The 12,181-nt window shown below is 75.2% G+C and carries 14 protein-coding genes; 13 read left to right on the top strand and 1 reads right to left on the bottom strand.

Features of this window, described 5'->3' with window-relative positions; all coding sequences use genetic code 11:
- Positions 1-46: 46 nt before the first annotated feature.
- From AB5J87_RS14415 to AB5J87_RS14390, 6 genes are all read left to right on the top strand, one after another.
- Entirely contained in the window at positions 47-1,483 is a 1,437-nt protein-coding gene (locus AB5J87_RS14415) for an NAD(P)H-hydrate dehydratase (RefSeq protein ID WP_369377005.1), read from the top strand.
- 321 nt (positions 1,484-1,804) lie between these two features.
- Complete coding sequence (locus AB5J87_RS14410; RefSeq protein WP_369377003.1) at positions 1,805-2,812, top strand: L,D-transpeptidase family protein; 1,008 nt, start codon at positions 1,805-1,807, stop codon at positions 2,810-2,812.
- A 41-nt stretch (positions 2,813-2,853) separates the two neighbouring features.
- Positions 2,854-3,996, top strand: coding sequence for an alanine racemase (alr, locus tag AB5J87_RS14405; protein ID WP_369383527.1), 1,143 nt, complete (start codon positions 2,854-2,856; stop codon positions 3,994-3,996).
- 70 nt (positions 3,997-4,066) lie between these two features.
- On the top strand, positions 4,067-5,278 hold the full coding sequence (locus AB5J87_RS14400) for an alpha/beta fold hydrolase (RefSeq protein ID WP_369377002.1): 1,212 nt from the start codon (positions 4,067-4,069) through the stop codon (positions 5,276-5,278).
- Positions 5,250-5,756 (top strand): tRNA (adenosine(37)-N6)-threonylcarbamoyltransferase complex ATPase subunit type 1 TsaE, encoded by a 507-nt coding sequence (gene tsaE, locus AB5J87_RS14395; RefSeq protein WP_369377001.1) that lies wholly within the window; start codon positions 5,250-5,252, stop codon positions 5,754-5,756. The genes AB5J87_RS14400 and tsaE overlap by 29 nt, the downstream gene beginning before the upstream one ends.
- A 152-nt stretch (positions 5,757-5,908) precedes the next feature.
- The gene (locus tag AB5J87_RS14390; RefSeq protein ID WP_369376999.1) at positions 5,909-6,088 is read left to right on the top strand and encodes a hypothetical protein; all 180 of its coding nucleotides are present in this window, start codon (positions 5,909-5,911) and stop codon (positions 6,086-6,088) included.
- A gap of 57 nt (positions 6,089-6,145) precedes the next feature.
- On the opposite strand, the gene AB5J87_RS14385 is transcribed toward AB5J87_RS14390, so the two are convergent.
- A complete protein-coding gene (locus tag AB5J87_RS14385; RefSeq protein WP_369376998.1) occupies positions 6,146-6,709 on the bottom strand; it encodes a hypothetical protein in 564 nt (187 codons plus the stop codon).
- Positions 6,710-6,868: 159 nt separating this feature from the next.
- On the opposite strand from AB5J87_RS14385, the gene tsaB reads away from it, so the two are divergent.
- The 7 genes from tsaB to AB5J87_RS14350 all read left to right on the top strand — a co-directional run bounded on the left by tsaB (position 6,869) and on the right by AB5J87_RS14350 (position 12,157).
- Complete coding sequence (gene tsaB, locus AB5J87_RS14380; RefSeq protein WP_369376997.1) at positions 6,869-7,522, top strand: tRNA (adenosine(37)-N6)-threonylcarbamoyltransferase complex dimerization subunit type 1 TsaB; 654 nt, start codon at positions 6,869-6,871, stop codon at positions 7,520-7,522.
- A 20-nt stretch (positions 7,523-7,542) separates the two neighbouring features.
- Positions 7,543-8,040 carry a GNAT family N-acetyltransferase gene (locus AB5J87_RS14375; RefSeq protein ID WP_369383526.1) on the top strand — a complete coding sequence of 166 codons (498 nt, stop codon included), beginning with the start codon at positions 7,543-7,545 and terminating at the stop codon, positions 8,038-8,040.
- Positions 8,040-9,149: a tRNA (adenosine(37)-N6)-threonylcarbamoyltransferase complex transferase subunit TsaD gene (gene tsaD, locus AB5J87_RS14370; protein ID WP_369376995.1), complete on the top strand. Its 1,110-nt coding sequence runs from the start codon at positions 8,040-8,042 to the stop codon at positions 9,147-9,149. Before AB5J87_RS14375 ends, tsaD begins: the two co-directional genes overlap by 1 nt.
- Entirely contained in the window at positions 9,146-9,436 is a 291-nt protein-coding gene (locus tag AB5J87_RS14365) for a hypothetical protein (protein WP_369376994.1), read from the top strand. The genes tsaD and AB5J87_RS14365 overlap by 4 nt, the downstream gene beginning before the upstream one ends.
- A gap of 60 nt (positions 9,437-9,496) precedes the next feature.
- Positions 9,497-10,363, top strand: coding sequence for a polysaccharide deacetylase family protein (locus tag AB5J87_RS14360; RefSeq protein WP_369376993.1), 867 nt, complete (start codon positions 9,497-9,499; stop codon positions 10,361-10,363).
- A gap of 109 nt (positions 10,364-10,472) precedes the next feature.
- Positions 10,473-10,829, top strand: coding sequence for a YciI family protein (locus AB5J87_RS14355; protein WP_369376991.1), 357 nt, complete (start codon positions 10,473-10,475; stop codon positions 10,827-10,829).
- Positions 10,830-10,906: 77 nt separating this feature from the next.
- The gene (locus AB5J87_RS14350) at positions 10,907-12,157 is read left to right on the top strand and encodes an RNA polymerase sigma factor (RefSeq protein ID WP_369376989.1); all 1,251 of its coding nucleotides are present in this window, start codon (positions 10,907-10,909) and stop codon (positions 12,155-12,157) included.
- The last annotated feature ends 24 nt before the right edge of the window (positions 12,158-12,181 follow it).

Genomic DNA, 12,181 nt, shown 5'->3' with positions numbered 1-12,181 from the left:
GGCCCCGGGGTGGCACCCGGGGCCCGGATTGGGAAGGGTGGGGCCCATGCGTATCGCTTACCGCGTGGAGACCGTTCGGGCTGCCGAGCGGGAGCTGATGGACCGGCTGCCCGAGGGCGCGCTGATGCAGCGCGCCGCGGGCGGGCTCGCCGCCGCCTGCGCCACCCTGCTCGGCCGGGTGTACGGGGCCCGGGTCGTGGTGCTGGCGGGCAGCGGGGCCAACGGGGGCGACGCGCTGTACGCGGCGGCCCGGCTGGCCCGGCGCGGGGCGGGGGTGAGCGCCGTCCTGCTGGCGCCCGACCGGGCGCACCCCGGCGGACTCGCCGCGCTGCTGCGCGCGGGCGGCACGGTCGCCGAGGACCCGTACGACGTACTGGCCGCGCCCGATCTCGTACTCGACGGGATCACCGGCATCGGCGGGCGCGGCGGGCTGCGCCCGGACGCCGTGCCGGTGGCCCGCGCGGCCCGCGGCTCGGGCGCCCTCGTCGTCGCCGTCGACCTGCCCAGCGGCGTCGAGGCCGACACCGGGGAGGTGGCGGGGGAGGTGCTGCGGGCGGACGCGACCGTCACGTTCGGGGCGTACAAGCCGGGGCTGCTGATCGACCCGGCGCACGGGTGCACCGGCGCGGTCCGGCTCGTCGACATCGGGCTCGAACCCCATCTGCCGTCCGTGCCGGACTGCGAGGCGCTCCAGCACGCCGACGTGGCGCGGCTGCTGCCGGTGCCGACGGGGGAGAGCGACAAGTACCGGCGCGGGGTCGTCGGGATCGTCGCGGGGTCCGCGCGGTACCCCGGCGCGGCGGTCCTCGCGGTGGCGGGCGCGCTGCGCGGTGGCGCCGGAGCCGTGCGGTACGTGGGGCACGCCGCCGACGCCGTCCTCGCCCGGCACCCCGAGACGCTGGTCTCCGACGGCCCCCCGGCCCGGGCGGGCCGCGTCCAGGCGTGGGTCGTCGGCCCCGGCCTCGGGGACGCGCCGGGCACGGCGGAGGTGCTGGCCTCCGACGTGCCGGTCCTGGTGGACGCGGACGGCCTGCGCGGCCTGGACCCCGCGGCGGTCCGGGCGAGGTCGGCCCCGACCCTGCTCACGCCGCACGCGGGCGAGGCGGCGGCGCTGCTCGGGGTGGGCCGGGAGCGGGTCGAGGCGGCCCGGCTGGCCTCGGTGCGCGAGCTCGCCGACCGGTTCGGCGCGACGGTCCTGCTCAAGGGCTCGACCACGCTCGTCGCCGACCCGGACGCCCGCACCCCGGTCCGGGTCAACCCGACCGGCACCCCCTGGCTTGCCACGGCGGGCAGCGGCGACGTCCTGTCCGGCCTGGCGGGCTCCCTGCTGGCAGCGGGCCTGCCCCCGCGCGACGCGGCCTCGACGGCCGCCTACCTCCACGGCCTGGCAGCCCGCCGGGCGACCCCGGGCACCCCCCTGACGGCCTCGGCGCTGGCGGAGGCGCTGGGGGAGGCGTGGCGGGGGGTGAACGAGGAGGTCTGAACGGCTGGGGGCACACCCCGCACCCTCCGGCGCCGGGGCCGCCACCCTCCGCCGCGCACCTCCACGGCCCGGCGGCTCGCCACGCGGCCCCCGGGGCCCGTGCGCCGGGCAGTCGGCGCCGGGGTCGTGCCCGCTGCCCTCCGGCGCCGGGCTCCCGCGCCCACAGCCCTTCGGCCGCCCCTCCGTTTCCTCCACGGCCCGGCCGCCCGCCGTACGGCCCCGGCACCCCCTGCCCTCCCCATGACCCCGCCCGGATGACGCCCCCCGGCCCGACCCGCGCGGCGTCCGCGACACGCCCGGGGGGAGCGGTTCGCTGGGGGCATGTGTGAACGACTCCTCGCTCCTCCCGGCCGGAGGAAACCCGGTCGGCTCCTGGGCGGGCTCGCCCTTGCCGTCGCCCTCGGGCTGGGCGCCGCCGCCCCCGCCGCCTCGCATCCGGCGCCGTACCCCGTGCCCCCGCGCCCCGGCCCCCCGGCGAGCGCCCCGGCCCCCGCGCCCGGCGGGCAGCCCGCCCCCGGGCCGCTCCCCGCCCCCGTACCGGAGGCGGTCGGGACCGACGGGCTCGTGCCGGGGGTGGCGCGGGCCGCCGGGCAGCCCGTGTTTCCCATGGACACGCCCGACCAGGTGCTTCCCCCGCTCGTCTACCGGCCCACCCGGGCCGAGGAGGCCGTCGAGCCGGTCGCGCCCGGGGCGGGGGCCGCGCGGGTCGTGGAGTTCGTGCCGCGGACCGAGGTCGGGGCCGCGGCCTGCACCCGGCGGGCCGGGCCGTACCAGCGGCAGGTCGAGCGGTGGCTGAAGCTGCGGGTGGACGGCAGGCAGTCCGCCGCCGACTGCGCCGCGATCCGGCGGTTCCAGCAGGTCCGGGGCATCCGGCCCGCCAGCGGCTTCGCCGGGCCCGCCACCTGGGGCACGATGCGGCTGCTCGCCGCGCGGGCGAACCCCAACGCCGCCGGGCACTGCCCGGTCCGCGGCAGCCGGATCGCCTGCGTCGACCTCGACCGGCAGCTGATGTGGGTGCAGACCGGGCGGAAGGTCACGTTCGGCCCGGTCGCCGTGCGCAGCGGACGGCCCGGATACGCCACCCGCACCGGCACGTTCCCCGTGTACTGGCGGCACAAGAACCACTGGTCGACGATCTACCACGCCCCCATGCCGTACGCCCAGTTCTTCAGCGGCGGGCAGGCGTTCCACGCGATCTACGACAACATCTACTCGACCGTCGGATCGCGCGGCTGCGTGAACCTGACCTACGCGGACGCCAAGCGCCTGTGGGGCGCGCTGCGCAAGGGCGACCCGGTCCGCGTCTGGGGGCACAGGCCCGGTTCCTGAGCCGGGGCCGCAGCTCTGAGAGACTTGGCGCGATGACCGCGATGACTCAGACAGTGCACACGCGAGCCCGCGCCGAGATCGATCTGGCCGCCCTGCGCGCCAACGTCCGTGCGCTGCGCGCCCGTACCCCCGGCGCGCGGCTCATGGCCGTGGTGAAGGCGGACGCCTACGGACACGGCGCGCTGCCGTGTGCCCGCGCCGCGCTCCAGGCGGGCGCGGAGTGGATCGGCACGGCCACCCCGCAGGAGGCGCTGGCGCTGCGCGCGGCCGGGATCGGCGGCCGGATGCTGTGCTGGCTGTGGACGCCGGGCGGCCCCTGGCGCGAGGCCGTCGAGGCCGACATCGACGTGTCGGTGAGCGGGCTGTGGGCGCTGCGGGAGGTCACCGAGGCCGCCCGCGCGGCCGGCCGGACCGCCCGCGTCCAGCTGAAGGCCGACACCGGCCTCGGCCGCAACGGCTGCCAGCCCGCCGACTGGCCGGAGCTGGTGGCGGCGGCCCTGGCCGCCCCCGAGGTCCGGGTCACCGGCCTGTGGTCGCACTTCGCCTGCGCCGACGAGCCGGGCCACCCCTCCATCGCCGCCCAGCTCACCGTCTTCCGCGAGCTGCTGGCGTACGCGGAGAAGGCGGGCGTGCGGCCCGAGGTGCGGCACATCGCCAACTCCCCGGCCACCCTCACCGTCCCCGAGTCGCACTTCGACCTGGTGCGCACGGGCATCGCGATGTACGGGGTCTCGCCCGTGCCCGAGCTCGGCACCCCGGCGGACTTCGGGCTGCGGCCGGTGATGACGCTGGCCGCCTCGGTGGCGCTGGCCAAGCAGGTTCCGGCCGGACACGGCGTCAGTTACGGACATCATTACGTGACCGGGCGCGAGACCACGCTCGGACTCGTTCCCCTGGGGTATGCCGACGGCATCCCGCGCCATGCGTCCGGGCGCGGGCCGGTGCTGGTCGGCGGCCGGGTGCGGACGGTGGCGGGCCGGGTCGCCATGGACCAGTTCGTGGTCGACCTGGACGGGGACGAGGTGGCGCCGGGCGCCGACGCGGTGCTGTTCGGGCCGGGCGACCGGGGCGAGCCGACGGTGGAGGACTGGGCGCGGGCCGCGGACACCATCGCGTACGAGATCGTCACCCGGATCTCCTCGCGGGTGCCGCGCGTCTATGTGAACGAGGACCCCGAGGTCTGATCCGGCGGGCCGCCGGGTCGTACCCCGGCCAGGACCAGCACGAGCACCAGGACCACCAAGGAGCGGCACGGTGAGCGAGACCAGCACGGGGGAGATGGCGCGGGCGGTCGCGGGCGGCTGGCGCCGGGCGGGTCTGGCCGGGGCCGCGATAGGCGTGGTGGCGGCGGGCGCGGCGGCCGGGGTCGCGGTGGAGCGGCTGACCGTGGGGCGCGGCATGCGCAAGAGGGCCCGGCTGGCGCTGGACGCCACGGGCCCGTACGGGGCGCTGCGCGGCACGCCGGGCCGGGCGTACGCGGACGACGGCACCGAGCTGTACTACGAGACCGACGAGGTCGAGCCGCTGGACCGGGCCAACGGGCCGCGCAAGCGGCGGCTGTTCGGCCGCAAGGCGCCCGCCCCGGTCACCGTGGTCTTCTCGCACGGGTTCTGCCTCAGCCAGGACGCCTGGCACTTCCAGCGGGCCGCGCTGCGCGGGGTGGTGCGCACCGTGCACTGGGACCAGCGCAGCCACGGCCGTTCGGCGCGCGGCGAGGCGCAGGCGCAGGGCCGCCCGGTCACCATCGACCAGCTGGGCCGCGACCTCAAGGCGGTCCTGGACGCCGCCGCCCCCGAGGGGCCGCTGGTGCTGGTGGGGCACTCGATGGGCGGGATGACGGTGATGGCGCTCGCCGACCAGTACCCGGAGCTGATCCGGGACCGGGTCGTCGGCGTGGCCTTCGTGGGGACGTCCTCGGGCCGCCTCGGCGAGGTCAGCTACGGCCTGCCGGTGGCCGGGGTGAACGCGGTGCGCCGCGTCCTGCCCGCGGTCCTCAAGGCGCTCGGCTCCCAGGCGGAGCTGGTGGAGCGGGGCAGGCGGGCCACGGCCGACCTGTTCGCGGGCATGATCAAGAAGTACTCGTTCTCGTCCCGGGACGTGGACCCGGCGGTGGCCCGGTTCGCCGAGCGGATGATCGAGGGGACGCCGATCGACGTGGTCGCGGAGTTCTATCCGGCCTTCGACGACCACGACAAGGAAGCGGCGCTGCAGGTCTTCGCCGAGGTGCCCGCACTGGTGCTCGCGGGGGACCGCGACCTGGTGACGCCCAGCTCGCACAGCGAGTCGATCGCGGACCTGCTGCCCGACGCCGAGCTGGTCATCGTGCCGGACGGCGGGCACCTGGTGATGCTGGAGCACCCCGAGACGGTCACCGACCGGCTGGCGGACCTGCTGACGCGGGTCGGCGCGGTGCCGGAGGCGACTAACGTTGGCACGTATGGAAGCACCGCACAGCCAGGCCACTGACGCCACCACCCGGTTCACCCTCGACTCCCCGGCCGAGACGCAGGAGCTGGGCCGCAGGATCGCGAAACTGCTCCGCCCCGGTGACCTCGTCCTGCTCACCGGTGAGCTGGGCGCGGGCAAGACGACGCTGACGCGCGGCCTCGGCGAGGGGCTCGGGGTGCGGGGCGCGGTGACGTCCCCGACCTTCGTGATCGCCCGGGTCCACCCCTCCCTGACCGGCGGTCCCGCGCTGGTGCACGTGGACGCCTACCGGCTGGGCGGCGGTCTCGACGAGATGGAGGACCTCGACCTCGACGTCTCGCTGCCCGACTCCGTGGTGGTCGTGGAGTGGGGCGACGGCAAGGTGGAGGAGCTCTCCGAGGACCGGCTGCACGTGGTGATCGACCGGGTGGTCGGCGAGACCGACGACGACCGGCGCACGGTCGACGTGCGCGGGGTCGGCGGGCGCTGGCGGGGGGCCGGGATCGAGGGCCTCTGAGCGGCGGGCGCGGGGCGGGGCGCGCGGGACACGTACGTTCCGACAAGCCGTCGGCAAAATGTTGCGCGGGTCCCGCCGCGCGTGGTCACATGGTGGGAGAGACCTGGTTAGGTCTACCTAACCACGCCTTCTCCAGGAGCCGGGAGGCCGCCATGACCGTGCCGGAGCGCGAAGCGCAGCCGCGACGTACGCAGGGTGTGTCGATGAGCGATCTGCTGGCGTCCTGCGCTGCCGCGAGTGCGGTGTCCACCCCGCCGAAGCCGGCCGCGCCCGAGGACGCCGAGCCGCCGACGGGCACCGAGGAGAAGGGCCCGCGGCGCCGCGCCGCCTGACCCGGCTCACCCTTTCGGGTGTATCTGACAGTAGGGATGCGGGCGGTACGGGCCCGGCTACTGCACCACGATGATCTTCGAGCCCATCGTGGCGAACGTCCACAGCGCGTCGCCGTCCGCGCGCTTCATGCGGATGCCGCCGGTGCGCTTGTTCGGGTCCGGGCTCGCCACCGTGCCGTCGACGGCCGCGCTGAAGCCGACCGTCACGGAGTCCACCGAGGTGAACCGCACGATGTGCTCGACCTGCACGCCGTCCGAGCCGGTCATGGTGGGACCCCAGCGCGAGGTGACCGCGTAGTTGCCGGGCTTGGGGCTGACGGTGCCCGGCATGACCTCGAACGTCTTGGGCGCCAGGCCCTTGAGGGTCTTGGTGCCGACCAGCCAGACGCGCTTGGCGCTCAGCGAGTAGACGACGCGCGGGCCGACCCCGGACTTCTCCGGCAGGGCGGTCGAGGGCTTCGCCGGGACCTTGCCCTTGGGAGCCGACGACGCCGGGGGCTCGGCGGCGGGCGAGCTGGTGGTGCCGGGCGCCGCGAGATCGGCGGCGGACGGCGAGTTCGCGGACGCCTGGAAGGCGAGGAAGCCGACCGCCGCGAGTGCCGCCGCGGTGAGCCCGGCCACAAATCCCGAGCTGCTCCTTGCCACCTCGGCTGCCCCTTTCGTTCGTACACATCTGCGGATGTCTACAAGCCTGCGGTCATATCTGCGGCTGACGGTAGCAGCCGGGGGCGGCCGGGGCGGGACGCCGTGCCCCGGGCGCCGTGGCCGTAGGCTGTTCGCGTGCTCTTGCTCGCTGTTGATACCGCCACCCCCGCAGTCACCGTCGCCCTGCACGACGGCACCGAGGTCGTCGCCGCGACCAGTCAGGTGGACGCCCGCCGGCACGGGGAGCTGCTGCTGCCCGCCGTCCACCAGGTGCTGGGAGAGGCCGGGCTGAAGCTCGACGCCGTGACCGGTGTGGTCGTCGGGGTCGGCCCCGGCCCGTACACCGGACTCCGCGTCGGCCTGGTGACGGCCGCGACCTTCGGCTCGGTGCTCGGGGTGCCGGTGCACGGTCTGTGCACGCTCGACGGCCTCGCCTACGCCTCCGGCATCGAGGAGCCGTTCGTGGTCGCCACCGACGCCCGGCGCAAAGAGGTCTACTGGGCCCGCTACGACGACTTCCGCACCCGGGTGGGCGAGCCGTCCGTGGACCGGCCCGACGACATCGCCGAGCGGGTCGCCGGGGTCCCGGCGGTCGGCGCGGGCGCGGTGCTGTACCCGGCGGTGTTCCCGGACGGGCGCGCCCCCGAGCACCAGTCGGCGGCGGCCCTCGCGTCGCTGGCCGCCGAGCGGCTCGCGGCGGGCGCCGAGTTCCTGCCGCCGACCCCGCTGTACCTGCGCCGCCCGGACGCGCAGGTGCCCAAGAACTACAAGGTGGTCACCCCCCAGTGACCGCCGTCGCGCTCCGCGAGATGCGCTGGTGGGACATAGAGCCGGTGCTGGCGCTCGAACACGAGCTGTTCCCCGAGGACGCCTGGTCGGCGGGGATGTTCTGGTCGGAGCTGGCCCACGCCCGGGGCCCCGGCGCCACCCGGCGTTACGTGGTCGCCGAGACCGTCCCCGAGGACGGCTCCGCCACCGGGCCGGGCCGGCTGGTCGGCTACGCGGGCCTGGCGGCGGCGGGCGGCCTCGGCGACGTGCAGACCATCGCCGCCGCCCGCGACCAGTGGGGGACGGGCCTGGGCGCCCGGCTCCTGACCGACCTGCTCAAGCACGCGACCGCCTTCGAATGCGAGGAGGTGCTGCTCGAAGTGCGGGTGGACAACACACGGGCCCAGAAGCTCTACGAGCGCTTCGGCTTCGAGCCCATCGGCTTCCGGCGCGGCTACTACCAGCCGGGCAACGTCGACGCGCTCGTGATGCGACTGATCGTCCAGGAACACGACCGAGAAACAGAAGAGACTGACTGATGGCTGCTGACGAACCGCTCGTACTCGGTATCGAGACCTCCTGCGACGAGACCGGCGTCGGCATCGTGCGCGGGACGACGCTGCTCGCCGACGCCATCGCCTCCAGCGTCGACACCCACGCCCGGTTCGGCGGCGTGGTGCCGGAGATCGCCTCGCGCGCGCACCTGGAGGCGATGGTCCCCACGATCGAGCGGGCCCTGAAGACGGCCGGGATCTCGGCGAAGGACCTCGACGGCATCGCGGTGACGGCGGGCCCGGGGCTGGCGGGCGCGCTGCTGGTCGGCGTCTCGGCGGCCAAGGCGTACGCGTACGCGCTGGGCAAGCCGCTCTACGGGGTGAACCACCTCGCCTCCCACATCTGCGTCGACCAGCTGGAGCACGGGCCGCTGCCCGAGCCGACGATGGCGCTGCTGGTCAGCGGCGGCCACTCGTCGCTGCTGCTCGCCCCCGACATCACCGCGGACGTGCGCCCCATGGGCGCGACGATCGACGACGCGGCGGGCGAGGCGTTCGACAAGATCGCGCGCGTCCTCGACCTCGGCTTCCCCGGCGGCCCGGTCATCGACCGGCTCGCCAAGGAGGGCGACCCGAACGCGATCGCGTTCCCGCGCGGCCTGAGCGGCTCGCGCGACCCGGCGTACGACTTCTCCTTCTCGGGGCTGAAGACGGCCGTGGCCCGCTGGATCGAGGCCAAGCGCAACGCGGGCGAGGAGGTGCCCGTCCGTGACGTGGCCGCCTCCTTCCAGGAGGCCGTGGTCGACGTGCTGACCCGCAAGGCCGTCCGGGCCTGCAAGGACGAGGGCGTCGACCATCTGATGATCGGCGGCGGGGTGGCGGCCAACTCCCGGCTGCGCGCGCTCGCCCAGGAGCGGTGCGAGCGGGCCGGCATCCGGCTGCGGGTGCCCCGGCCCGGACTCTGCACCGACAACGGCGCGATGGTCGCCGCGCTCGGCGCCGAGATGGTGGCCCGCAACCGGCCCGCCTCGGACCTGGAGCTGTCGGCGGACTCCTCGCTGCCGGTGACCGACCCGCACGTGCCGGGCGCGCACGGGCACGGCCACGACCACGACCATGTGCACGAGGTCAGCAAGGAGAACCTGTACTCGTGACGGTCGCCCTGATGTGGGAGGCGCGGGCCGCCGAGGGCCGGGGCGCGGAGCTGCTGGCCTGGGCCCGCGCCCAGCGGCTCGCGCCCGCGCCGGTGCGCCGGGAGGTCTTCGCCGCCCCGCAGGACCGGGTCCTCGTGATCACCTGGTGGGAGGCGGAGCCGGACGCCGAGCTCCCCGGGCTGCCGCAGCCGCCGGGCGCTCTGGCGGCCCGGCCGGTGCACCGCTGGCGCTTCGAATCGCTGGGCGTGGAACAGCCGAGCGAGCCCGGAGTGGAACCCTCCGCCTGAATTACGCATCGACCTGTACGCAGGGGGCGTATCGGTTCGGCAGCACGGGCGGTTGGTTTAGTGGGCAAGCAGAAGAGCGTGACGGCGGCGGCACTCCTCCTGGCGGGCGCGGTGCTGGCCACCGGCTGTTCCTCCGGCGGGTCCCCGGGCGGCTCCGGGGACGGGCCCGCCAAGAGCGGCGGCGGCACCGCCGCGGGCAAGCCCCCGGCCTCCGACCCGGCGCAGGGCGACGACAACGGGTCCGCGAGCGCCGCCGCGTACCGCAAGTGGGGGCTGAAGCCGCTGGCCCCGGCCCCGGCGCCGCCCGCCGAGAAGCCGGTGAAGCGCAAGGCCGGCGAGGTCCCGGTGATCAGTGACGTACCGACCAAGCAGAAGATCGTCTTCCTGACGTTCGACGACGGCGCCGAGAAGGACCCCAAGTTCGTCGAGATGATGCGGGACCTGAAGATCCCCTTCACGATGTTCCTGACGGACGCGGTGATCAGCAGCGACAAGGGCTACTTCAAGCCGCTCCAGCAGCTCGGCAACACCATCCAGAACCACACCCTGACGCACCCCAACATGCGCACCGAGAGCCCCTCGCAGCAGCACCGCCAGATATGCGGCCAGCAGGAGAAGCTGACCAAGGAGTACGGCACGGCCCCCCGGCTCTTCCGTCCCCCGTACGGCAACTGGAACGAGGCCACCCGCACGGCCGCCAAGGCGTGCGGCCTCCAGACCATCGTGCTGTGGCGCGAGTCGATGCAGATCCAGAACATGCAGTACCAGCGCGGCGACAAGAAGCTCCACCCCGGCGACATCATCCTGGCCCACTTCCGGGGCAAGAGCGAGCTCAAGGGCCACACCATGACGGAGATGACGGCCAACATGCTCCGCCACATCCAGGAGCAGGGGTTCGCGGTGGCCCGCCTGGACGACTACGTCTAAAAAAATCTCCGAAGAACTTCCCGGACCGTGTCGAATGCGCCCGGTGCCGTTCGACGCAAGGGTGAGAGGCGGGGAACGGCCCCGCATCCGCACAGCCGAGGAGCACACCGTGCCGCGCTACCTGACGATGATCCGCGTCGACGAGAACAACGCCCCCGCCGAGGGCCCCAGCCCCGAGCTGATGCAGCGGATGGGCAGCCTGATCGAGGAGATGACCAAGGCGGGGGTCCTGCTGGACACCGCCGGTCTCACCCCCACCGCCCAGGGCACCCGGGTCACCTGGTCCGGCGGGAAGCTGTCCACCACCGACGGCCCCTTCACCGAGTCCAAGGAGGTCGTCGGCGGCTACGCCATGCTCCAGTGCAAGGACCGGGACGAGGTGCTGGAGTGGACCAAGCGGTTCCTGACGATCCACGAGGAGCACTGGACGGTCACCTCGGAGATCCGCGAGATCGTCGAGGGCTGAGCCCCCTCCGCCCCGGACCGCCGCCCGCGGCACGCCCGGCCGCCGATTGCCGCCGTGCCGCGCGGGTGCTCTGATGAATGCCCGTGAGCACCGAACAGAACGCGGTCGAGGCCGTCTTCCGGATCGAGTCCGCGCGGATCATCGCCGCCGTCGCCCGGGTGGTGCGGGACGTCGGCATCGCCGAGGAGCTGGCGCAGGACGCGCTCGTCGCCGCGCTGGAGCGGTGGCCGGTCACCGGCGTCCCGGACAACCCGGGCGCCTGGCTGATGGCCACCGCCCGGCACCGGGCCGTCGACCTGGTGCGGCGGCGCGAGACGTACGCGCGCAAGCTCGCCGAGCTCGGCCGCGACCACGACGAGGCGGCCCACGAGCCGGAGTTCGCGTCCGCCGAGGACCCGGACGCCATCGACGACGACCTGGTCCGGCTGATCTTCACCGCCTGCCACCCCGTGCTCTCCACCGAGGCGCGGATCGCCCTGACGCTGCGGCTGCTGGGCGGGTTGACCACGGACGAGATCGCCCGGGCGTTCCTGGCCCGGGAGCCGACCGTCGCCCAGCGCATCTCGCGGGCCAAGCGCACCCTGGCGCAGGCGGGCGTGGAGTTCGAGGTGCCGTACGGGCCGGAGCGGGCGGCCCGGCTCGCCTCCGTGCTCGAAGTCGTCTACCTGATCTTCAACGAGGGCTACTCGGCGACCGCCGGCGACGACCTGGTGCGCCCGGCGCTGTGCGAGGACGCGCTGAGGCTCGCCCGGCTGCTGGCCGGGCTGATGCCCAAGGAGCCCGAGGCGCACGCGCTGGCCGCGCTCCTGGAGCTCCAGGCGTCCCGGACCGCGGCGCGCACGGACGCGGCCGGGGCGCCGGTGCTCCTCGCCGACCAGCGGCGCTCCCGCTGGAACCGGCTGCTGATCGCGCGCGGGTTCGCGGCGCTGACCCGGGCGGGCGAGCTCGGCGGCGCCCCCGGCCCGTACGCGCTCCAGGCCGCCATCGCCGCCTGCCACGCGCGGGCCGCCACCTACGAGGACACCGACTGGGCGGCCATCGCCGTGCTCTACGCGCGGCTCGCCGCGATCGCCCCCTCGCCGGTGGTGGAGCTCAACCGGGCGGTCGCGGTGTCCATGGCCGAGGGGCCCGAGCGGGCGCTGGCGATCGTGGACGCGCTGGCCGCCGACGACGCCCTGAGCGGCTACCACCTGCTGCCCAGCGTCCGGGGCGACCTGCTGGAACGGCTGGGCCGCCGGGACGAGGCGCGCGCCGAGTTCGCCCGGGCGGCGGGGCTGACCCGCAACGAGCGGGAGCGGGCGCTGCTGCGGGCGCGCGCCGGGCGATGAGTTCGCCGCGCCGCGCGGGTCTAC

Origin of the sequence: Streptomyces sp. cg36 (assembly GCF_041080675.1) — a bacterium.
GTDB lineage: Bacteria > Actinomycetota > Actinomycetes > Streptomycetales > Streptomycetaceae > Streptomyces.
Note: the sequence above shows the minus strand (reverse complement) of the source record. Positions and strands in the feature narration are given on the sequence as shown.

What these genes read in the sequence shown, in the direction of transcription:
- AB5J87_RS14415 (WP_369377005.1), top strand. Translation starts at nt 47, where the DNA reads ATGCGTATCGCTTACCGCGTGGAGACCGTTCGGGCTGCCGAGCGGGAG.
- AB5J87_RS14375 (WP_369383526.1), top strand. Translation starts at nt 7,543, where the DNA reads ATGCGCTGGTGGGACATAGAGCCGGTGCTGGCGCTCGAACACGAGCTG.
- AB5J87_RS14390 (WP_369376999.1), top strand. Translation starts at nt 5,909, where the DNA reads ATGACCGTGCCGGAGCGCGAAGCGCAGCCGCGACGTACGCAGGGTGTG.
- tsaE (WP_369377001.1), top strand. Translation starts at nt 5,250, where the DNA reads ATGGAAGCACCGCACAGCCAGGCCACTGACGCCACCACCCGGTTCACC.
- AB5J87_RS14350 (WP_369376989.1), top strand. Translation starts at nt 10,907, where the DNA reads ATGCCCGTGAGCACCGAACAGAACGCGGTCGAGGCCGTCTTCCGGATC.
- alr (WP_369383527.1), top strand. Translation starts at nt 2,854, where the DNA reads ATGACTCAGACAGTGCACACGCGAGCCCGCGCCGAGATCGATCTGGCC.
- tsaD (WP_369376995.1), top strand. Translation starts at nt 8,040, where the DNA reads ATGGCTGCTGACGAACCGCTCGTACTCGGTATCGAGACCTCCTGCGAC.
- AB5J87_RS14410 (WP_369377003.1), top strand. Translation starts at nt 1,805, where the DNA reads ATGTGTGAACGACTCCTCGCTCCTCCCGGCCGGAGGAAACCCGGTCGG.